The 22,385-nt window shown below is 67.9% G+C and carries 13 protein-coding genes, 1 tRNA gene and 4 pseudogenes; 14 read left to right on the top strand and 4 right to left on the bottom strand.

Translation table 11 applies throughout. From position 1 onward, the window contains the following. Positions 1–61 precede the first annotated feature (61 nt). The 12 genes and pseudogenes from ACFHWU_RS26520 to ACFHWU_RS26465 form a co-directional block, all read left to right on the top strand. Positions 62–373, top strand: a pseudogene (locus ACFHWU_RS26520) (hypothetical protein); the annotation flags it as partial. A gap of 142 nt (positions 374–515) precedes the next feature. Continuing rightward, a tRNA-Sec gene (locus ACFHWU_RS26515) sits at positions 516–611 on the top strand. 28 nt (positions 612–639) lie between these two features. Continuing rightward, positions 640–1,650, top strand: a complete 1,011-nt coding sequence (selD, locus tag ACFHWU_RS26510) for a selenide, water dikinase SelD (RefSeq protein WP_416591950.1) — start codon at positions 640–642, stop codon at positions 1,648–1,650. Beyond that, complete coding sequence (gene selA / locus ACFHWU_RS26505) at positions 1,647–2,942, top strand: L-seryl-tRNA(Sec) selenium transferase (protein WP_416591949.1); 1,296 nt, start codon at positions 1,647–1,649, stop codon at positions 2,940–2,942. Before selD ends, selA begins: the two co-directional genes overlap by 4 nt. After that, positions 2,933–4,727, top strand: a pseudogene (gene selB, locus ACFHWU_RS26500) (selenocysteine-specific translation elongation factor). The gene selA and the pseudogene selB overlap by 10 nt, the downstream one beginning before the upstream one ends. 410 nt (positions 4,728–5,137) lie before the next feature. Further along, entirely contained in the window at positions 5,138–5,443 is a 306-nt protein-coding gene (locus ACFHWU_RS26495) for a hypothetical protein (protein WP_416591948.1), read from the top strand. A gap of 15 nt (positions 5,444–5,458) precedes the next feature. Next, positions 5,459–5,890 (top strand): hypothetical protein, encoded by a 432-nt coding sequence (locus tag ACFHWU_RS26490; protein ID WP_416591947.1) that lies wholly within the window; start codon positions 5,459–5,461, stop codon positions 5,888–5,890. Next, complete coding sequence (locus ACFHWU_RS26485) at positions 5,891–6,397, top strand: hypothetical protein (protein WP_416591946.1); 507 nt, start codon at positions 5,891–5,893, stop codon at positions 6,395–6,397. Between the two features lie 466 nt (positions 6,398–6,863). Continuing rightward, positions 6,864–7,082 (top strand): hypothetical protein, encoded by a 219-nt coding sequence (locus tag ACFHWU_RS26480; protein WP_416591945.1) that lies wholly within the window; start codon positions 6,864–6,866, stop codon positions 7,080–7,082. 3 nt (positions 7,083–7,085) lie between these two features. After that, entirely contained in the window at positions 7,086–7,643 is a 558-nt protein-coding gene (locus ACFHWU_RS26475; protein ID WP_416591944.1) for a hypothetical protein, read from the top strand. Next, a complete protein-coding gene (locus ACFHWU_RS26470) occupies positions 7,640–8,020 on the top strand; it encodes a MauE/DoxX family redox-associated membrane protein (RefSeq protein WP_416591943.1) in 381 nt (126 codons plus the stop codon). The genes ACFHWU_RS26475 and ACFHWU_RS26470 overlap by 4 nt, the downstream gene beginning before the upstream one ends. Positions 8,021–8,261: 241 nt before the next feature. Beyond that, a pseudogene (locus ACFHWU_RS26465) lies at positions 8,262–8,510 on the top strand (integrase core domain-containing protein); the annotation flags it as partial. Positions 8,511–8,712: 202 nt separating this feature from the next. Here the strand turns inward: ACFHWU_RS26465 and ACFHWU_RS26460 are convergent. From ACFHWU_RS26460 to ACFHWU_RS26450, 3 genes are all read right to left on the bottom strand, one after another. Further along, complete coding sequence (locus ACFHWU_RS26460) at positions 8,713–9,129, bottom strand: integrase core domain-containing protein (protein ID WP_416591951.1); 417 nt, start codon at positions 9,127–9,129, stop codon at positions 8,713–8,715. Between the two features lie 727 nt (positions 9,130–9,856). After that, the gene (locus ACFHWU_RS26455) at positions 9,857–13,225 is read right to left on the bottom strand and encodes an NACHT domain-containing protein (RefSeq protein ID WP_416591942.1); all 3,369 of its coding nucleotides are present in this window, start codon (positions 13,223–13,225) and stop codon (positions 9,857–9,859) included. Further along, positions 13,218–15,587, bottom strand: a complete 2,370-nt coding sequence (locus ACFHWU_RS26450; protein WP_416591941.1) for an NACHT domain-containing protein — start codon at positions 15,585–15,587, stop codon at positions 13,218–13,220. The genes ACFHWU_RS26455 and ACFHWU_RS26450 overlap by 8 nt, the downstream gene beginning before the upstream one ends. A gap of 259 nt (positions 15,588–15,846) precedes the next feature. Between ACFHWU_RS26450 and ACFHWU_RS26445 the strand changes: the two are divergent. Then, positions 15,847–16,028 (top strand): annotated as a pseudogene (locus ACFHWU_RS26445) (IS5/IS1182 family transposase); the annotation flags it as partial. A 175-nt stretch (positions 16,029–16,203) separates the two neighbouring features. Beyond that, positions 16,204–20,274, top strand: a complete 4,071-nt coding sequence (locus ACFHWU_RS26440) for a PIN domain-containing protein (protein ID WP_416591940.1) — start codon at positions 16,204–16,206, stop codon at positions 20,272–20,274. A 1,098-nt stretch (positions 20,275–21,372) separates the two neighbouring features. Here ACFHWU_RS26440 and ACFHWU_RS26435 read toward each other — a convergent pair. Next, a complete protein-coding gene (locus tag ACFHWU_RS26435) occupies positions 21,373–22,269 on the bottom strand; it encodes a hypothetical protein (protein ID WP_416591939.1) in 897 nt (298 codons plus the stop codon). Positions 22,270–22,385: the final 116 nt, after the last annotated feature.

The following is a 22,385-nucleotide window of genomic DNA, read 5'->3' as shown; positions in this document are numbered from 1 at the left end:
GCTCATCCCGGCCCTGCTCAACGCATCGCAACCATGATCAACTGACTTTGCTTTAGCTCTGGACTACTGGGCTGTCCGACTTGTCCACCGACACGCCCCTGACCGAACTGGTCCGCTTGGCCAAGAGCCGCTGGCGCATCGAACACGACTACCGCGAACTCAAAAGACCGCTCTCGGGCTCGACCACTTCGAATTCGGCGTGCTGATCCGCAGCCAGCTCGGGGCCACCGTCTCGGTGATCCTGCTCTACCTGGGCGGATACATCAGGCCGCTCCTGGATCGGCTGGCACCGCCACGTCACCTCGCCGCCACCGCCCAACTGTTCCTCGCCCAGTTACGGACAGCCCGGCCAAAAGCGCCGGGGCAGACCTGAGCCGGTACGCCGTCCTATGCGGACTGCACCCAGACCAACATCGGCTTCTGCGGCACTGGAACGTCACAACGGTGGCGGAGGGCTTGGCCACACACACGGGAGCACGAGCCCGATGATGTTCAGGCTAGAATCCATCAGGGATGGAGGCGTGTGAGTTCCTGGTGGTCTCCCCCGCCTTCAAAGCGGGTGGGCCTGGCTCAGCCTGGCCGGCGGGTTCGATTCCCGTCCGTCTCCGCCACAGAACATCCACATGGGGCGGTAGGTCGATGGATTTGGTCGAGAACCCGGTGCGCCTGACCCGGTATTCCCGCGGCGGCGGTTGTGCCTGCAAGATCCCGCCGGGTGAACTGGAGTCCGCGCTGGCCGGGGTTTTCAGCCCGCTGACCGCAGCGGCTCACGAGTTGCTCGTCGGCTTGGAGACCGGCGACGACGCCGCTGCGGTCCGGCTCTCCGGTGACACTGCGATCATCGCGACTACTGACTTCTTCACGCCGGTCGTCGACGACCCGTATGACTGGGGGCGGATTGCCGCCGCGAACGCCCTGTCGGACGTCTACGCCATGGGTGGCGACCCGATCCTGGCCGTCAATCTGCTGGCCTGGCCGCGTGACCTGCTGCCGATGTCGATCGCGAGCGAAGTGCTGCGCGGTGGCCAGGACATCGCCCGGGAGGCCGGTTGTCATCTCGGCGGGGGGCACAGCGTCGACGATGCCGAACCCAAGTACGGCATGGCGGTCACCGGGATCGGCGATGCCCGTCGGTTGCTGCGCAACAACGCCGGACAGGCGGGAATGCCGCTAAGCCTGACCAAGCCGCTGGGCGTCGGCGTCCTGAACTCGCGGCACAAGGCGACCGGTGATGTCTTCCCGGCTGCGGTCGCCGCGATGACCACCCTGAATCGGGACGCCTCGCACGCCGCCCTGCGCGCTGGGGTGACCTGCGCGACCGACGTAACCGGCTTCGGCCTGCTCGGCCACCTGCACAAACTCGCCCGCGCCAGCGGAGTCACCGCGGTCGTTGATGCGGCCGCGGTACCGTACCTGGACGGCGCCCGAGAGGCCGCCCGGGACGGGTTCGTCAGCGGAGGCAGCCACCGCAACCTCGACTGGGTGCGGCCCCACACGCATTGGGGCACCGGCGTCACCGAGTTGGAACGGCTGCTGCTCGCCGACGCGCAAACCTCCGGCGGCCTGCTGATCGCTGGGGAAATCCCCGGAGCCACGGTGATCGGCGAACTGGTCCCCGGCGACGGCGAACACACACTGATCGTCAGATGACCGGCGACCCGCGCCGGTACATCCCCCGCACAGACACCCTGCTCGCCGATCCAGGGTTGTCCGAGGCACACCGGATGTTCGGCTTCGAAATTGTGAAGCAGGCGGTCCGCGACGCCCAGCAGCGGGCCCGGGCCGGCCAGATCAAAACCGCCGACGTCCTGCCCGCCGCGCTCGCCGCACTGCCGCAGGCCCCCGTGCTGTTGCGCCGGGTCATCAACGCGACCGGTGTGGTGCTGCACACCAACCTCGGCCGCGCGCCGCTGTCGGCGGCGGCCGTCGAGGCCGTCACCGCAGCTGCTGGATATGTCGACATCGAGTACGACGTGACCACCGGCACCCGTGCCCGCCGCGGCCGCAGCGCCCTCGTTGCCCTACGGGCCGCAGTACCCGACGCCGGCGACGTCCACGTGGTCAACAACGGGGCAGCCGCGATCGTGCTGGCCGCCACCGCGCTCGCGGCCGGCCAGGAGATCGTCGTCGCCCGATCCGAGATGGTGGAAATCGGTGATGGCTTCCGGCTGCACGAGCTGCTGGCCAGCACCGGTGCCCGGTTGCGCGAGGTCGGCGCCACCAACCGGACGCATCTGCGCGACTACGCCGACGCCGTCGGCCCGCAGACCGGATTTATCCTCAAGGTTCACCCCTCCAATTTCCGGATCGAGGGCTTCACCTCGGCGGTCGGCGTAGCCGAGCTGGCCGGGCTGCCGGTCCCGGTGGTCGCCGATATCGGATCCGGGCTGCTGCGGCCGGAACCGCTACTGCCGGACGAGCCGGACGCCGCGACTTGGCTGCGCGAGGGCGCGACGATCGTGACCGCGAGCGGTGACAAACTACTTGGCGGCCCGCAGGCCGGTCTCCTGCTCGGCAGCCGCGAGGTGATCGAGACGCTACGCCGTCACCCTCTCGCCCGGGCGCTACGCGTCGACAAACTCACCCTCGCCGCGTTGGAGGCGACCCTTCGCCGGCCCGTCACCCCCACCACTTCAGCCCTGCACGCCGACGAGCGGGAACTACGGGAACGCGCCGGCAAGCTGGCAGCCCGTCTGGTGACCAGCGGCATCGCAGCCACGGTGACGCCCAGCGACGGCGTCATCGGCGGCGGCTCGGCGCCGGGCCTGCTGCTGCCCGGCTGGGCCGTCCGGCTCCCGCCCGGACTCGCCGAGCCGCTGCGCCGCGGCGTCCCGTGCGTGGTCGGTCGGGTCCACGACGGCCACGTCCTGCTGGACCTGCGCTGCGTCCCGCCGGCCGAGGACGACGCGGTAGCGCAGGCTGTGGAACGCGCATGTTCGTGATCGCCACGGCCGGCCATGTCGACCACGGCAAGTCGACGCTGGTGCGGGCCCTGACCGGCATGGAACCCGACCGCTGGGCCGAGGAACGCCGCCGTGGCATGACCATTGACCTCGGGTTCGCCTGGACCACCCTCGACAGCGAGCACATGACCGCGTTCGTCGACGTGCCCGGCCACCAGCGGTTCATGTCGAACATGCTGGCCGGCGTCGGGCCGGTCACCGCCGTCTTGTTCGTCGTCGCAGCAGACGAGGGCTGGCGACGGCAGTCGGAGGAGCACCTGGCGGCGCTGCGGGCCCTCGACGTGCGCCACGGCGTCCTCGCGGTTACCCGCTGCGACCTCGCCGACCCCGGTCGGGCGACCGCGCAGGCACGCGAGCGGCTGCGGGACACCGGCCTGGCCGGGATGCCCACGGTCGCGGTGTCCGCCGTCTCCGGCCACGGCATCGAGGCTCTGCGCGCCGAACTGCGCGAACTCACACGGACACTTCCGCCCCCCCCAGCCGGGTCCGGCGAGACTATGGGTCGATCGATCATTCACCGTACGGGGCAGCGGCACGGTCGTTACCGGGACGCTCAGGTCGGGAACCATGGCGGTCGGCGACCAACTCGTGCTCGAACCCGCAGGCCGGACCGTCCATATCCGCGGCCTGCAGAGCCTCAAGACCAAGGTCGAACGCGCCGAGGCGGTGTCCCGGCTTGCGGTCAACCTGCGTGGTCTGGGCGCCGGCGACGTGCGACGCGGGCACGCGCTGGTCCGGCCGAGGGCTTTCGCCCAGGTCACCACCATGGACGTACGGCTGGTCCGACACGCTGACCGACTGCCGTCCCACCTCGTCCTGCACGTCGGATCGGCAGCGGTACCCGTACGCCTGAGACGACTCGGGCCACACGCGGCACGCCTCCACCTGACCACCGCACTGCCGCTACACACCGGAGAGCGAGGCCTGCTGCGCGACCCAGGTGCCCAGCACATTGTCGCCGGCATCGTCGTCCTCGACACCATGCCCCCGCAACTGCACGCCCGAGGCGACGCCAGACGTCGGGCCACCCAGCTGCTGTGCATGAACGACCTGCCCGACGTGGTGGCTGAGATCAGCCGCCGCGGAGCAGTACGACGCGAAGCGCTCGTCACCGCAGGCGTCCTGGCCCAGGAAGCCGCAGAGCCGCAGGAGGTCGTCGCTGCGGGTGAGTGGCTGGTCGACCCGACCCTCTGGAAGACCTGGGTATCAGCGCTGACCACAGCCGTCGACGAGTGGATGGCGGCGAACCCGCTGTCACCCGGCCTCGCGCCGCAGGCGGCGGCCAGCAAGGCTGGAATTGCCGATCCCCGGCTGATCGGAGCGCTCACCGCCGCCGCCGGGCTCGTCCTCGACAGCGGCGGCGTCCATCGCAAGGACACCGGAATCCGGTTTCCCGAACCAGTGCGCCGGGCACTCGACGAGATTCGTGCCCGGCTGCGTGCGGACCCGTTCGCTGCCCCCAGCGCGGAGGAACTCGCACGACACCGGTTGTCCCGGCAGCATCTGGCTGCTGCGGTCAACGCCGGTCTGCTCTGCCGTGTCGCCAACGATGTCTACCTGCTGCCCGACGCACCGGCCGAAGCGGTGCGCCGACTCGCGGGGATCGATCAGCCGTTCACCGTCAGCCAGGCACGCGTCGCGTGGGACACCAGCCGCCGCGTCGCGGTGCCGCTGCTGGAGCACCTCGACAACCAAGGCGCCACCCGTCGCATGGGTACCACTCACCGGGTTGTCCGTCGACAGACCGGCATGCCCGGTTCATAGCGTCAATAGCTGGCCGAGGCGTCCAACTTGGACGCGAGCATCTTGGTGGCCCAACTTCGGAGGTTGACATCGAGCCCCACTGATGTAGGCTTGGTTGTAGAGTGATCCAAAGCTCTTACACGGAGGATGCACTTATCGCGATGTTAATCGTGGCGCAGCCCGTTTGATATGGGCGAGCAGGGAAACCGCCCGCTCTCGAGTTTTACACACTGGCTCCGGATTACCTTCTTCCGCACGACATCGAAGGTCAGCAACGTCAGCCCTTACGTCGTTAAGCGGCTCGCATTTAGAGTAGGTCGACGTACGAAGAATTGCGATCAAAACGCGTTCTATGTGAGCCAAAATTCGGCCAATGCGACCTCTTGCTAAAGTGAGAAGCTCGAAATTTTGCGCAAGCCTAGGGAGGGCCCATGGCGCACTCAACGGTCGTTCGCGCGATCGACAACTCCATCGTCGAGCTCGAGGTGGATGACGAGTTCAGGGATCGGCTGAGTCCGTGGTTGGGGCACATCCGGTACATGCCCAAGTACGGAGGCCGCGACACGACCGCCGAAATGTGGGCGTTCGAACTGGCCCCCCTCTCTTCCTTGGGATCCGGGGTGTTCGCGGTAGGAGGGCGCGAGCGTGAGCGCTTCACACTCAGCGGCGGCGAAGTCGTCATATATGATTCCACCACTCTGCCGGACGCACGTTGGGCTGCCTGGCTGGGCCCGTGACATATGGCTCATGCAATGTTCTACGCTCCCGTGTGGCAGTCTTCCGACATCGCAGAGTTCTTCTCCCGGGTCACCTTCACCGATACCCCTGAGGGGCTGACGGCGGACACCGCCGGACGTTTCGAGGTGCAGATGACGGCATACAAACAGCACGTCGCGGGTGTCGGCAGTCTGCGGGTCGAGCCAAAGGCATCGAGCGCCAATCGCATTCCATCCTGGCGCGGTCTTCAAGGGCGGACCGGCGAGATCTGGCGGCTCGCCCAGAATTCAGAAGGCTCTGCCGCCCCGTTGCTGATGGCTACGGGGACGGCCGTGGCGACGTTGAGACCGTGGGACGTTCCCCGTGCGTCACAGCCAGGGATCCCGGTTCGGGCGGCTGCGGTTCGTCCCGAAGAGGAGGCGGCAAGCTTCCTCAGCACCATCTACCGCCTCGACTGGAGGGCGTAAGTGGATCCATTGACCGCCGGCGTCATCGTGCTCGCACTGGTAGTGACGCTGCTGTTCGCGGCCTGTGCGGGACTCTACCGCCGGCTGCGTGACCTCGAACTAGCCACATACAACGGTGTAGGCCTCCGTTTCGGAGCGGAACAGGCCCAGCAAAGCTTGCCCGGCTTCAACTCGAACGAAACCACGTTCGCCCTAAAGATCAACAGGCAGTGCCCGGTTTGCGACGAGCTGGTCATGGCAGTCGGTAAGCTCGCGCCCAAGCTTCCCGCCGGCTATTCGTTTGCCCTACTCTCCGACGACCTACGATTCGACAAACCGGTCCCGCAAGAGGTGAACGTTATCCGAGATCCGAAGCTCTGGCGTTCAATCACGGTGCCGTACACCCCCGCCCTTCTCGTCGTTGACCAGCAGGGAATCATCGCCTTCACCACGCCCATCGGGTCCAGCGAGGCGCTCAACGATTTCGTAGAACGCACGACAGCGAAAGAGATGGAGATGCAGAAGTGAGCGCACCCAGCGAGACTCCCATCTTCGACCTGATCCCCAGTGCGGAGGAGGCACCTGCCGGAGCACTTCCATCGCTTGTGACCGTACGCGACAGCCGATGGAACCGGAGGCGCATCATCGGCATGGCGTTCGGTGCGGTCACGGCGACAGGGCTGGCCGCCCTGGACCTGTTTCCCGGAATTCGCACGCGAAGTGCATCAGCAGTGGTGTACACGACTGAGTGGGATGACAGCTGTGTAGGCTTCTCGAACGCCAGCACTGTCTGTGTTCCGCCCACCGCGTATTACGGATCGGACAACTGCACCGGATCGTGGCACCGGGACGACGGGGCCTCCGGGACGTGCTACAGCCTCAACTGGACGTCGCTGCCAGAGACCTGCCTCGGCAGAAACGCCTGGCGATGGTACGGCGGCTCTACCACCTCAACGAGGCGCAAGTGCTCTGATGGCGAGCGATACGTCTCGCAGTGCGGCAGCACCCCGATCGACCAGTTCTCCATCTGTCGGACAGCTATCTAGTGATGGTGAATTCGGCGACCTTGCGGGTGCTGGCGCCGGGCGTATCGCTGATCATCCTGGCCGAGGCGGCCGCGATCGCGGCGTGGACGTTCGATGCCGGCCCCAGCGGTTTCGCATGGATGGTCGCGGCGCTGGTCGCCGGCTTTTCGCTGTCAGGATCGGTTTGAAGCTTGAACAGCGCTTGGATGCTGTCCTCGTCGGTCCGGCGAGGTTCCGATATCTCCGGCTTCGTTGTCGGTTTGTTCCTGGGGTCCATCGCCACGGCGCTCGGTTTGGTCTTGGCCGGATCACTGATCCGGGCTCCTCTCCCGCCGCTGGTCGCATCGTCTATCGTCGCAGGCGCAGCGCTGGTGCTGCTACTTCGCGAGTTCGGTGTCATCTCGTTTCCGCTCATCCAGAACGCCCGGCTCGTGCCGCAGTTCGTCACCGGGATTCCCTTTTGGGGGCCGGCGCAGTTCGGGATGGAGATGGGGACGGGCATGCGGACGTACTCGCCGACCGGATTACCGCACATAGTGGCGTTAGCCATTGTTTTTCTGGCCTCGTGGCCCGAAGCACTTGCGGCCGGTGCCGGCTTCGCTCTGGCACGGGCGGTGATGGTGCTCTCCTTCGCCGCCACTCGCGAGAAGGCCGAGGCCGACACCGCCTTCTACACCGACCTGCCCCGGCTCACACAAGTGTTCGCCACCCTCTTTGTTCCACCGATCGTGTTCCTGGTGGTCGCATGATTGTCGTGCGCTATGCCCTCGGCATAGTTCTGGCAGCGGCTGTCGTCGGGAAGCTCCGCTCGTTCGCGCCGTTCCGTGCGAGCCTTGCCGACTTCGGTCTAGGGAAGCGTGCGGCAGGGGTGGCCGCTCCGGCGATCGTCGCGCTAGAGGGTTTGGTTGCTGCGGCCGCGCTGGGACCGGTGCCGGGCTTGGCAGTCGCGGTGGCAGCAGTCTTGTTGGGTGTGTCGTTCACAGCCACGCAAACCTATCTGCTGGCCACGGGCAGGCCATCCGCCTGCCATTGCTTCGGGAAGCGGGAAAATGTGTCCATATGGACCTGGGGGAGGGCTGGGTTGGTGCTACTGATGGGAGTGGTACTGCTAATGGCCACGGGATGACCTGCGCGACATCAGGTTAGCGGATCCCTTCGGGCGCCAACCGTGAACTGTCAAGCCCCGGGTTTGATGGAAAGTTGGTTAGCTGGTTTTCAGGGTGTAGGGTGCCAAAACGGGGTTCCGGTCGTTGATCTGCGGTTCGAGGATTCGTTGAGGCGGCTCGGTGGTACTCGTTGATGGTTCCTCCCAGCCGTCGTCGGCGTTGAACGACGCCGTCGATCGGTACAAGTACCTTCGGGACCTCATGATGGACCTGGGCGAGCATGCCGGCCAGTTCCGGTTCCTGATCCGGGACCGGGACGCCAGGTACACCGCCGCATTCGACACCGTGTTCCACGCCGAGGGTGTCGAGGTGCTCCGAACACCACCGCAGGCACCCCGGGCCAACGCCTTCGCGGAGCGCTGGGTCCGCACAATCCGGCGGGAGTGCCTGGACCGGATCCTGATCTACAACACCCGACATCTGCTCGTCGTGCTGCCTGAGTACCTGGCGCACTACAACCGTGCGGGTGCCGAGAATCTCATCCGCGCTGGTCAGGCGGCATGCTCGTACTCATGTAGAAGCCCTGTAGGGTGCCAAAACGGGGTTCCGGTCGTTGACCTGCGGGTTCGTAGATCGGTTTATGCGGCCCGGTGGTACTCGTTGATGACCCCGCCGAGTCGTCGGCGTCGTCGGACAACGCCCTCGATCGGCGTCACGATGCCCGGTTCATGGTTTGGCGGTATCTGCCCGCGTCCCTGGTGCGGCCGATGGTCGTTGAAGTGTCGACGTACTCGGTCAGCACTACCCTGGCATGCCGCTGGCCGTAGACCAGGACGTGGTCGGTGCACTCCTGGCGCATGCGGCGGCCCCATCGTTCGACGAAACAGTTCGCCGTCGGGGTTCGCGGTGGTGTCTTCACCACCTGCACGCCCTCGTCGGCGAGTACGGCGTCGAACGACGCGGCGTACTTGGTGTCGCGGTCGCGGATCATGAACCGGAAGTCGCTGGTGCGTTCGCCGAGGTCGGCAAGCAGATGGCGGGCCTGCTGGGTCACCCACGCCCGGGTTGGATGGTCGGTCACGCCAAGCAGATGCACCCGTCGGGTGGCGACCTCCATGACGACCAGCACGTACAGACGGCTTAGCCACCCAGTGACAATGTGGACCAAGTCGGCGGCCAGCAGGCCGGTGGCCTGGGTACACAGGAACCTCCGCCAGGAGGTGTCGCGGGGTGCAGGGCCGAAGCGGCCTTGGGCCAGGATTCGGCGGATGGTGCCGAGGCCGACGCGGTGGCCGGAGTCCGAGCAGTTCGCCGTGAATTCCCTTGTGACCCCAGCGGGGGTTGTCCCGGGCCATCCGGCAGATGAGTTCGCGGATCTCATCGCTGACCGGTGGTCGGCCACCGCGGTGAGGGCAGGTCCAGCGGCGTTGGACCAGCCGTCGGTGCCAGGCCAGCAGCGTCGCCGGGGTCACGATCCGATGGACACGGACCGCGCGGGGCAGAAGGCGGGACAGCGCCGACAGGATCGCCCGGTCCGGCCAGGACAGCCGCGGTCGGCCCCGGACCTGACGGCGCAGCACCGCCACCTCATGGCGCAGGGCCAGCAGTTCCGCGAGCACGACCTTGTCGCTGCGAACCGCGCGCAGCAGCGCGTCGAACATGCAAACCGTGACCAGATAGATCAGTTGGAACACCATGACCACGACGGTGCCTCAAACTCACGAAGCCCCAGTTCACAGCAGGTGCGCCAGGTATTGGCACCGTACAGGGCACGCCGTGCCGCGCGGCCAGCACGACGGAGGGCGGTGCCGTCGGCGCGGTGTGCAGCGGGCGTCGGAAGACAATCCGGCAAACCATCAAGGTGAACGATGGCTCCACAGATCGCTACCTGCCTCAATCATCTGCCGTAGGGGCGCCCAAGGTCGGAGTGGTTCGAGTCGTGCGCAGTCGGCTACCACCGCGTCGGCTCCGGCATCGGCAAAGTAGAGGATGTCGTCAACTACACCTGGACGCCCCTCGACAATCCGAAGGGCGGTGGGTGGCAGTTCGTTCATGAGGTCGACGATGTCCTCGCGTGGCGGGGCCAAGGCACCGCGTACAGGCGCGCTGATGGTGAAGACGTCCGCGCCCGCCTCGATCGCCCTGTCGCAGTCCCTGACGGTGCCCACCCGCGCGATCGGGGTCATGCCCAGCGCGGTAATCCGCTCCGTCAGAGCGGACAGCTCGGGTGGCGACAACGCGGCCACCGGGAGTTCCGCCGCGTCGGCACCGAGCGCGCGGGCCTCGAGGATCTGGTACTCCGACAGGATCAGACCCTGACACAGGACCGGCACGAGGACCGCGTCGCGGACAGTGCGCAGGTCAGCTAGGCAGTCGTCACGCCAGCGTGGCCCCATCTGCACGGCTAGGAGCGGGGCGCCCACCGCCTCGAACCGTCGCGCAAGGCTCGACAGACCCGGTGCAACCACCAAGCCGATGACGCTGCCCGGGCTCGCGTCGGACTCGCTCCCGCCGTCCGAATCCCTCGTGAGCTCCGCCACGACCGTGATCCCCGACGAAGCAAGCACCGACCGCACATCCCGCGGGGGTGTTGCGGCCGCCGCCCGGGCCGCCATGTCTTGCGGCGGAACCGCCTGTGCTCGCCGGTCGACGTCGTCCCTGACCAACGCGACCGATCCTATGGTCGTTCCGCTTGGCACGGGTGCACGGTCGAGGTCGGCGAGCGGCGGCTGGTCGTCGGGCGACCCGTACACCCGCGCCCATGCACGTACGCCGTCTAGCGACTTGTCGTGGACCACACAGGGCTCGAACCGCCCCGTGCCGCTTTGAGTCAGCCCGTGCACATCGTCGGTCAGCACCGCGACGAGCAGTCCGTCGGAGGCGCGCAGCGCGTGCCGTGCAGCGTGCGAATCGAGCAACCGGGCCGCCACAACCACCGCTTGACCGACGTAGCCGACATCCGACGTGACGACGTGGCCCTCGCTGACGGCCATCCGTAGCCTCATCCGCCCCTCAGCTGATCGCCGCGCGTTGTGCTGCCGCAGCACCGCGCACAGCTCCGACGGCAGGCCGCGGACCAGCCTGGGCACGTCGACGGTGTCCGGCACCAGAATAAGCGCGCCATCCCCTCTGTCGTGGACCGCACAGCTCTCGAGTGGGACGCCTGACCGGACGAACGCTCGGCGCAGCATCGAATGCAGCGCGCCCATGAGGGTCAGTTGGTAAGGCTCAGTCCGGGCCGTGAACCGCTCGATGTCGACAGCGACAACCAGCCGGCGCGTTGGCGACGGGCCACCCGAACCAAGGCGGGCCACCCGCTCGTACAGGCTTCGCAGCGGCGCGCTGCGGGCCTCCGCCCGTTCCGCTAGGCAATCCCTGGCGACCTCGAGCAGACGGGTTCGGTGCTGGTCGTCGCCCTCCGCGCGGTGGAGAACATCACCGACCAGACGTTGACAGTGGGCAAGCGGCGCCTGGGCAGCCGCCATCGCCAGCACGTCGCCCCAGCCGGCCTCGTGCGCACGCGGGACCAGCAGAGGTAAGGCGTCCTGATCCAGCACAGCACGAGCAGCCAGGTACTCCTGGAATGTCCGATGCACGAAGTCGATCCGGCCGGGCACGGATTCCCGCAGCACACCGCTCGTGTCGACGAGGGTGTCCAACACCTCCGCTGCGGATGCGGACACGTCCGGCATGTTACTCAGGACGTCGGCGATGCTTCCGACGACGGCCTTGCGGTCCGCCTCAACATATCGGTGCCGCAGGAACCAGTAGGCAACCTGGGCCAACAGGGTCCGTTGCTGTGAGCGGGCGAGCGGCACGCCCGGCGCGCGTCGCTCGGACCAGCTCCGCTCGAGCAGCATGTCCAGGGCCGCCTTGTACACCTCGTGGGTCCTCGGCAGAGCGGTCGCCCGGCGTGCAGTGACCGCGCACAGCAGCGAGCACATCAGCGGCGAGGTCATCAGCCGGGTCAGGTGTGGGCTAGCGTCGATGGTGCCGAGCAGGTCCTCCTCGTGACCGGACGCGTCGCCGTACCGGCCCGCCAGCCGGTGCCAGCGCCGGACGAACTCCGCGACGTCGGCCCGGTTCATTGGCTGCAACTGGACCGTGTCGAACCGGTCGTCTACCGTCCCCACCACTCCCGGTCGCGCGGTGACCACCATTCGGGGCGCGGGGTAGGCGTCTGCTAGTTCGCCGATCAAACGCCAGGCCCCGGCCCGGTCCTGGACCGGGACCTCGTCCACGCCGTCGATTAGCAGTAGCGTCGAGTCCTTGCTGAGCAGGCGGCGGATCCAGTCGGTGGGCGCGGGAACATCGGCCGGACGGACCAGCCCGTCCGTCAGCATCCGCAAAGGATCGGAGGGCGGATGGGCCGCCTCGGCCAGCCGTACGAGTAGCGGCACAGGGGCGTCGGTGCCGGACGGTGTGTGGCGTACCAACCGCACAGCCAGCCACCGTGCCAGCGTGCTCTTGCCCGACCCCGGCTCGCCGAGGATCAGCATCCGGCGGCGGTCTGTCATGGCTTCTGACAGGAGTCGCGGCGCGGCCGAGTCGTCGGCCGTCGCCCATACCGTGGGTTCGACGAAGCCCTCTGTCAGCGGCACCCGCGCAGCGCTCCCCCAGGCGAGACCCGTCATCTCCAGCCGGTCCAGTGTATCGGCGACGAACCGCCGATACCGCTCGTCGAGCGAGTCGTAAGCGGGGTTTGGCCCGGCCACGTCGACGAAGGTCTCGCGGCCCTGCGTCATCGCCTCCGCCACAGCAGCCGCCAGCGATCCCGATCTCGGGGGGACCATGTCCGGCGACGACGGCTGCGGCAGCCGGGACGCCAACGCGAACACGGCCAGACAGGACGCCCAGAGCACCCCGTCGCGGGCCGGTGATCCGGGCTCAGTGTCACGCACCAGCCGAAACAGTTCCGTCGCGTTCGCCTGGTCCAGCCCAGCCCGCCATGCGGACGGGCGCAGGCACCGGTCAGCGTCCACTAATGTCCGCCACACCCCGTAAGGCGATTCCTCGACTAGCTCGATCAACCGCTCCGCGACGATGTCCGCGACCTCGTCGAACTCGCGTGCGAGACGACGGCGATCGATCATCCCAACGGCCCAGCCCTCGACAACGGCCGTCGGGTCCTCGGTGTCGAGGACCGGGCGGCCCAGTCGCATACCCAGCCCAGTACAGACCACCCAACCGCCGATCCTTAGCGCGCGTGACTCGATCTCATCCACGTCGACCACCACCTGCCCCGCCCAGCGCCCGCGACTCCGGCGCAGCGGGCTCGTCCGGACAGCAGGACAGCACCATCCGCTCATACTCGTCGGCGTCGAACCGGGGCGTCACGGCCCGTAGGGCGGCGGCCACCTCTGCCCGCCCGTCCAAAGCCAGCCGGCGTAACAACGGAAGGACATCGTTTCCGCCCAGGTCGGCGGCGGTAAGGACCACGCCGAGGGCGTCGGTGACCCGATCGGTCGTCCGCTCTGCAAGCAGGTCCACCACCAGCGGCCCAGCCTCGGCTAATAGCCTCGCCTCCTCGGCACTGCAGGGAATCGTGATCGCGCAGTCCTCCTCCACCCGCCGCCGCAGCTCGGGCCCAAGCCCCGAAACCGCGCCCAGGCAGAGCATGGCCAAGACCTGCAGCCGCAGCGCCGTTGCCGCGTCGGTCCGCTCGCCGACCCGGACGAGCAAGCCGCTGAGAAGCTCCTCGGCCTGCGGTAGCCGAGCGTGGCCGGCAGCCATGACCACGAGACGCTGACGTCCAATGACATGCGCGTCCCGGACCAAGGAGCGGATGTTCCCGCCCGCGGCTACCTCCCGCGCCGCGAGATAGTCCCGGAACACGGCGTCAGTGAAAGTCACCGCCCCGTTCCCGCAGAGTTGGATCAGACCGCTGCGGACCGCCAAGTGGTCAACGAGCGCTTCGGCACGGCCGCCCGGACTCACCTCGTTGGCCGGCCCGAGGCGGTGCCGGACTCGGTCGCGAACGACGGCGGCACCAGCAACCGCCAGATCCTCGGTGACCATCCAGTACGCGAGATCCTGCAGAATGCCCACTGACTGCTCGATAGGTGGCGCGAGGCCATCGGCCACACCGCGCTCTCGGTCCCGCTCCTCGATCAGGATCTCCACCACCATCCCGACCAGGTCGAGCCATCCGGTCGGTAGTTGGACCCGCCCGTCCCTGTGCAGCGCGCACATCAGCGCGCAGACAAGCGGGTTAGCGGCCAGCGCACGCAACGCGCCGGAGGCGGCGAGCGCCTCCAACAGCCGGTCCGCGCACCGGTTCACCTCCGCCCGGGCCTCTTCGGTCACTTGCCCGCTGCCGACCGCTTCGTGCCATCGACGGATGAACGTCCACATATCGCTCGGCGACATGGGCAGCAGATCCACCACATCGAACCCGGCCGTCGACGGCCACTCCACCGGGATCACCCCAGGCCGGCTGGTCACGACGTACCGCGCCCGGCTAAAGGCGACAACAAGCTTCGCGAGCCAATCCAACATCGCCGGCCGGCGATCATCCGGTACCTCGTCGATGCCGTTGATCAGGACCAAGCTGTTGCCGTCACGCAGTTGCCTCTGCACCCATCCATGCGGCATCTCCCCGGAGATGTCCCGGGCGACAGCGTCCAAGAGGTGGTCCGGCGACGGCATCTCCGCCTCCGCAAACCGGTGCAGCGGCAAATAGAACGGCAGCGCATCGTTGAACGCTGCGAGTTCGCCGGTGAAAGCGCGCCGGGCAGCGAGCATGAAAAGGCGGTAGAGGAAGGTCGTCTTGCCCGCCCCGCAACGGGCACGGATCAGCACCCGGGACCGACCTGCCAGGGCCGACTCCACCCTGGTCGGCACCGCAGGTTCGGTAGCGTTGGAGACCGCAGCCGGCAAGCTGAGATACGCCAAGCTCAGCGGATACTGCCGGCTACCTGCGCTCAGCCTGGCGCTATCCAAGTCGACGATGTCGAGCCCGGGACCGACGTGAGCTCGGTAGATCTCGGCGAACGCCGCGTCGGCGTCCCTCGATGCATCCACGACGGCCCGTCGCGGTGCCTCCCTGACGTCAACCGCCAGCTGCGTCAGCCGTTGGAGGATCTCGGGTACGGCCAGATCGGCCAAGCCCGCCATCGCGCGCACAATGACCACGACCTCGGCGCAACAGCTCGCCAGCAGCAGGTCGTACAGATCGGCCTCGTCCCGCCCGAAGAACCGGACGGCGAGGTATTCCGCCGCACCGGACCGCACCCGATCCTCTAGCGAGCCAGGCCGCAGATCTGCGGCGAGCACCAGGCCGGGGTCTAACGGCGCCAGTTGAAACGTCTCCGCCACTGCTTCCACGACGACCGCGCGTTCCTCTTCCGACAGCCCGCGGAACTCGTGCTCGTACTGGGCACACACCCGACCCGCCACCGCGTCGGCGACATCATCGAGCCGACGGCGCGCCCGACGGCGGTCCAAAACCTCGCCGGCCTGACCACCTAGGACCCCCGCCAGACCACCCGCCGCGTCACCTACCGCCTTGTTGCCGGTAAGGGACGCGAACACGCTGTTCACCAGCGTCTCCCCCAGCTTCACAGCGGCGGCCTCAAGCAGGCCCACTGAGCACGACCTCCATCGGGCGGGACCGAATTCAAATGCACCCTACCAACGGAAAAGCACCCTGCACAGAAATCCGAGGCGGGTACCAGTACCGTCATCCGCGCAGTGATTTGTCATCTAGAATACATAAATTTCCCCATTCCTCTCACCGCCGCACTCGCACACCAACCATCCGGTCCAACTTGTCTGCCCTGAATCATGGAATCTCCCTGAAGGACGTCTCGGAACTCGGCATACGTCCTTGGTGGATGATGCCGTGGTGCAGGTGATCACGGCGGCCCGCCGGAGTGGATCTTCCCGTTCACCGGGCTGCAGCCCGTCCAGTTCCGCAGTCTGGTCAGGCTGGCCCCCGAACGTGACGGGGACGCGATCGCCGACAGGCCGCCGGGACGGCCCTGGTCGCTCGACCTCGCCGACCGGGTAATGCTGGTGGCCACGTACTAGGTTAGTTGTACACACCCGCTATGCCTGCCAGCCTTTCTGCCGGGCTCCGTGTGGGGCCACAGCCGGCGCGTTCATCCGCGAGGAGGTTCTGTCGTACTGGTAGGAGATGATGGCTCTCGGCGGCTCTGCCGTGGGCGAGCACGGGATGGGTGGGAAGGGGTGGCCTGAGCTGGTGACGGCGACCGGCGGCGGGTTCGCCAGCCCGTACTCCACGGGCGGGGGTGGGACCACTCTGGAGCACGCGTACGGTGCGGTGCTGCTCGCTGCGCTGTTGTCCCGGCGTCCCGTTCTTGGGCTGGGCGATGAGTTCACCGTCCGCGAGGTCCGATTCCAGCAGGCGGCCACGAGCCAGGTCGACGATCTCGTCGTTGTCGGTGACTGCCCACCGGTCTCCCGCACCTTGTACATCGGGGTGCGGCGCGCGCCGACCATCGCCGGCGGCAACGCCTCGTTCGTCGCGCTGCTGGTCGACTACCTGCGGATGGTCCATAACCGCCAGGCTGGACTCGACATTGACCGGGAACGGCTGGGCCTGGCTGTCGCAGCACCGCACACCGGCGCGAACGAGGTGGCGCAGTTGGCAGCGTTGGCCCGCAAGCAGCCCGACGATCCGGCGTTCCGCCGGGCGGTCGTCGCGCCCCGGGCGACGAACGGCAAGGTCCGGGCCCGGCTGCAGCATCTCGACGACGCAGTCAAGGCGGCAGCCGCCCAGGGTGGCATCACCCTCGTCGACACCGCCGCGCAGGAAGCGTTGACCTGGCGGCTGCTCAAAGCGCTGCGGATCATCGAACTGCGGCTGGAAGGCGACGACCAGGCCGACCGCACAAATGTGGTCGGCGTGCTGGTGTCGTTGGCCGGTGACGCGGCTCGGGCCAGCGCACTGTGGCGTCGGCTGCGGGAACTGGCCGCCGAGTACGCGCAGCACGCCGCGATCGTCACCTACGCCATGCTGGTGCGCGACGTCGAGCCGGTGCTGCACATCGCCGCCTCCTCGCCAGTGTCCGCTCCGGCTGCGGCGGGCGTCACCGACAACCAGATGTATGAGCGGCTCCGGCAGTTGCCGGCGGTGTGCGGCCCTCGGCTACTTGCGGCATGGCGCGACGACCAGGCGCTGGCATGGCGGCTGATCAGCGCCGTCACCACGATTGACGACCGACCCGCAGGCGTGCTACTGCAGTGGCAAGCCCACCGGCCGGGTTGGCTCGGCACCGCGTCGTGGCAGGTCCAACTCGCCGCCGCTGAGCTGGCCGCGGCCTACGGGGCCGGCATCCTGGCAGCGGACCTGTTCGCCACCGCGGCAGCCGACGGTGCGCCGAGGCGCGACTTCTGGCTGGCCCGCGCCGCCATGATCTACGACGAGAACGGCAACGACGACGGACGGGATACAGCGCTCGCGGCGCTGCCGGTCACGGCGGCCGACGATGCACCGTACACCGCCGCGGTGGTGGCGTTGCTCGGCGGTGACCGGGACACCGCGACCCGTATCGCCGACGCCTGGTCCCCGGACGAACCCAGCGATCGCAGCCTTCGGGCCGTCCTTCGCCTGCGGCTCACGGCTCCGGCAGACCCGAACGCGGACCTCGACCGAGAGATCCTCGACCGCGGGCTGCGAGTGCTGGCCGAGGCGCTGCGCGAGCAGTGGGCGGCAGGTCTGGCTGTCGCCCGCGCCCGACTGCTGATCACCCGGGCGCGGCGCGGAGAGTCACCGAACTGGGACGCCGACCTACGCGAAGCCCGCACGCTCGCGATCCGTGCCCGTGACGAGCGGCGCACCTACCGCGCCGACAGTGCCGAGGCAGTCGCGGTAGCCTGCCACGCCAGCATGCTGCTGATGGACTTGCGCCGGGTCCTGGAACTGGGTGCCCCCAGCGGTGAAGCGACCGTCGAGGAGGCTACCGCGCCGGAGGTCTGCCTCTGTGTCGCACTCGCCGCGATCCAGTGCGGTCAGCTCGACCTGGCTCGCCAACGTGCTGCTCTGGTGTCCGACGGGCGTGCTCGGGCGCGCATCGACGCCTACCTGGCCGAGGCCACAGGTGGCGACCCGCAGCCGCACTGGTGGCGTGCGGCCGAGCTGGCCGGTGACGACGACGAGCAGCTCGCCCAGGCGCTCCTTGGTCTCGCACAGATCGGTGTCGACGGGCTGGCCCGGTACCCCGATTTCGCGCACCGCCACCCGGGCGAGGCCGCTGAGCTGCACGCCATCACCGAGTTGGGGGCCGGCCGGGCCGGAGCCGCGATAGTGCTGCTGCGTGAGCGGCGGCGCTCCTCGGTCGCTGCAGCACTCAGCCTCGCCCAGGCTTACCAGACCGTCGGACAGATCGACGACCAAGTGCAGACACTGCGCGACGCCGCCGGCCACTTCGGCGACCGGTCACTGCGTCACAACGCCGCCGAAGTCCTTGCCCGCGCCGGCCGCGCCGCCGAAGCCGTCCGAGAGCTCGACGACCTGCTCGCCACGGCGGAGCCGGACTGGAGCGGCCGGGCCGATGCCCTGCGGCTGGCGGCACACCTCGCCGACGCCGGTGGTCGGCTCGACCGGGTCAGTCACCTGCTGCGCACCGTGCTGCAGATCCGGCCTGAGGACACCACCTCCCGCTGGGCGCTCATCCGGACCTTGCTCAACCGCGGCGACGTCAACGAAGCCTGGCGGGTGCTGCACGAAGCGCCCGAGCCGCTCGACCCGTCCAACACCGCTGACGCCCGCGCCTGGATCCACCTGCACCGCAGACGGGGTCAACCGGTGGAAACCGTCGCCGGGTGCCTACGCCTGCTGCGCCGGTTCAACGACGACGAACAGTTCGTCGCGATGGCCCTGATGAACCTGATGCTGCCCTGGCCCGAACCCCTGGAGCTGCCCGAACAACTACGGATGCAACTCGCCGCAGAGTCCGAACAGTTCTTCCAGCGGTGGCCGGACAGCAGCCACCTGCGACGTCTGCGAGCCGACGACCTCGACCAGCTCCGAGCCGACATGATCACCATGATGCGGCGCAGCGACGATGAACGAGAAGCGTGGCGGCGCATCGCGCACGGCCTGGCCCGCGGCCACGTTCCGCTTGGACTGCTCGCCGCGATAGCCCGACGCAGTTACACGGAGATTTGCCTGCGTCGCGGCGACGGTGTGCTTGCCGCACACCTTCCTGAACAAGGCGAGTTCGACGCATGCCGGGAGGCCGGGACGGCGGCCGAGGACCGCGACATCATCATCGACACGCCGGCGGTCGCGGTCCTGCTCACGCTGCCGGACAACATGCGCCACGCCGCGATGAGCCGCTTCGCCCGCGTCGTCACCACCGACGACGTGATGCTCGACGCCCTCGCCGCCAAAGACACGCTCGCGTTCCGGACCACCGGGTCCATGCGTTACGACGACCAGCACGGCCACCTGTCGTTCGACGAGACCACCGAAGCCGAGGCGGACCGACTCGCCGACGAGGCGGACCGCCTCCATGCCGCAGTCGAGGCCCTCACCCGCCGCAGCGCCCCTGCCGAGCGGACCTTCGACAGGTCCGAGGACAAGGTCTGGACCTCGGCTCTCGATCTCGCCCGTGCCGAGGCTGCCGTGCTCTGGAGCGATGACCCGGTCGTTCGGATCCTCGCCCGTGGCACCGGCGTCCGCGCCACCTCCACCCTGGCTGTCATGCACCGGCTTCACGCCGTCGGTGCCATTACCGACGACCAGCACGAAGACTGCATCAGACGGCTGATCAAGGCCCGCGTCGGTAATCTGCCGCTCAACGAGCGCCGCCTCCTCGAACTCGCCGAAGACGACAACTGGCGTCCCGCCGCGGTCGCCGCCGCGCTTGCCCGACCAGCCGTCTGGGCCGATCCGCACCGTGCCCTGGCGTTCTACCGGCGCCTGACCGCGCAGGCGCGCTCGCACGCGCCGACCACCCTGCCGGACTGGCTGTACGCGGCTGTCCGCGGTGCCACGATCCTCCTGGCCAGACCCGACGCCGCCGCCGGCGTCGCCGCATGTCTGCTGGCCACCGCCATCGAAACCGCCGCCGCGCACGGCGAACAGGTCGCCCACCTGGTAGCCGCGACCCGACAGGCCCTGACCGACACCGACGACCCCGACCAACCGCCTGCCGCCGACCCGCTACCGATCGCCGCCATTCTCCTCCGCGACGCCTACGCCAAGGCGTCATCCCACGAACTCGCCGCCCGCTTCATCCTCGCCGCCTTCGCCGAACTTGCCGACAACGACAAGGCCACCATCCTTCGGATCGTCCTCGAGTAGTCACATGAACCACGCTCGCTGACAGCCTCGCTCAACCCCGTACCGAGGTCAGCGCGAACCCACCCGCCCGCGCCGCCGTGGGCGGCGACCCCGTAGCGGCAACCCCCTCCGTACGTTCGCCGACCATCGCGATCGTGCGACGATCGGCACACTGGCGATCGGGGCGCTGGCGATGATGCGGGTGCTCCGTGGGTGCTCGGACGTCGGAGTACTCACACGGACGCACCTGGACGTAGCCGGATTCGGGCTTCTGTCAGACGCACCACGACAATCAATGTGCATGGATGGAGACGGTATGCAGGGCTGGGACCTGGGCGGATACACCGGGACGGGGCCGGACTGAGCGGGTTGCACTCGGACGCTCCCCTGGGTAGAGTCAATAGTGGAGGAAAGGTTGTTTCCACTTCGGACTACGGATCAGAAGGTTAGGGGTTCGAGTCCCTTCGGGCGCGCGAGATCAACAGGGGTCTGACCTGCCAAAACGGCAGTCAGGCCCTTTCGCTTTTCCGTCCCTTGTGGTTGGTTGGGTGCTCGGTGGGTGCTCGTACGACGAGCATCCCCCACGTCCCGGCTAGTCCAGCGGCGACCCGTCCCGTCCCGATGGTTTTTGATCATGGAGTCCCTGTCGGCATGAAAGCCCAAATAGTGGGACGCCATTCCGCGAGCGCGTCGCCGCTCTCCGTGGCCAATCTTCGGGTAAAGACGTCGCGCGGACGCCGGCCCGTATCCCGATCAGCGTCCTCCCCACGCACGTGGGGTGTTCCGGAGACAGCCTGCGCGAGATCTGTCACGTGGTCGTCCTCCCACGCACGTGGGGGTGTTCCGCATCCGCTCGTACGCCTCGGTCGCGGCGTGCAGTCCTCCCCACGCACGTGGGGGTGTTCCGATCAACAAGTGTCGACCACGTCCTCCCCAGGGAACCCCACACATCAGGACCACCGACAACGCCCACCTGACCGGGACACCCGTCCCAGTGCCCGTGACCAACCTGGTGCCGTCCGAGTACGGCGCAGGAAGGTCGTCCACGGGCTGATCAACGAGTACGAGCAGGCCGCGTAGTCGTAACCGATTTCTCGAACGGCACAAGGTCGCTGGCGGTCAGCCCGGCGAGGAGGCCCGCTCGTCAGTTGTCGCCCGCTGTCGGCGAAGTCCTCGCTCGGTTGATGTACCAGTTGCGCTCGTGGCGAGCGGCATCGGCACGAGCGTCATCGCGATAGGCCGAGCCGGGTCGCCGGACGCATGGAACGCGAAGTCGACCTGCCCGCCTCCGGCTGGTAACTCGGTGTCGGCGCAGTTAGCGTGTTCGAGCATCGCACGTTTGAGGGTGGCGATGATCGGGGTGACGTTCTGCTGCCTGATGAACACCACGTACGCCACCCGCATGTCCTCGTAGGTGAGGTAGCTCAGGACCTGGTCGATGCCGTCACGGAACTTGCGCTCGCTGTGCCACACCTTGCACTCGATGACGCCGATCAGCCGGCCGTGCCAATAGACCGCGATGTCGACCTTGCCCTGACCGTGGAAGGTTTCCTCGGTGAACAGGAACGGCTCGGGCAGGCGGCCTTTGAGGAAGATCACCAGCAGGGAGCGGAGAAGATCCTCGGAGGTGAGGGCCTCGATAAACGGAGTGTTCGCCGCCAGCTCGATTGCGGCAGGTTGCAGAACGTGCAGCACCTGACGGAACAGCAGGTGCGGATCGGTATCTTCCGTAGAGACCGCACCGGCCGAGGCTTCCCAGGGCTGCGGTCCCGCCGGCTGCTCACCGTCGGGCTCCACGAACTGGAGGGTCAACTCGTTGCGCTGCTGCTGGCCGGCCAGCCGGATGGCCACCATCTTGGCGACGAGGTCCTCCACTACAGCGTTGAGTTCCTGGTGATAGTGGTCAAGCTCCGCGCGGGCGCTGGCAAGGTGCGTCGCAGCATCGGTTGCACGCTCTCGGATCCGGCGCTCCAGCTCGGCCGCCGGTGTGGCCGGGTCGGCGGTGAAGACTGTCAAGCCCCGGGTTTGATGGAGAGTTGGTTAGCTGGTTTTCAGGGGTGCGGTGACCGGTTGGGTCATCGCGTGTAGCGCTTCGTACTCGGCGGGCGGGACGTGTCCGAGTTCGCCGTGGA

This window comes from Micromonospora sp. LOL_015 (assembly GCF_048060275.1).
Classification (GTDB): domain Bacteria; phylum Actinomycetota; class Actinomycetes; order Mycobacteriales; family Micromonosporaceae; genus Micromonospora_E.
The sequence above is the reverse complement of the archived record's forward strand: the minus strand, read 5'-3'. Positions and strand labels throughout refer to the sequence as shown.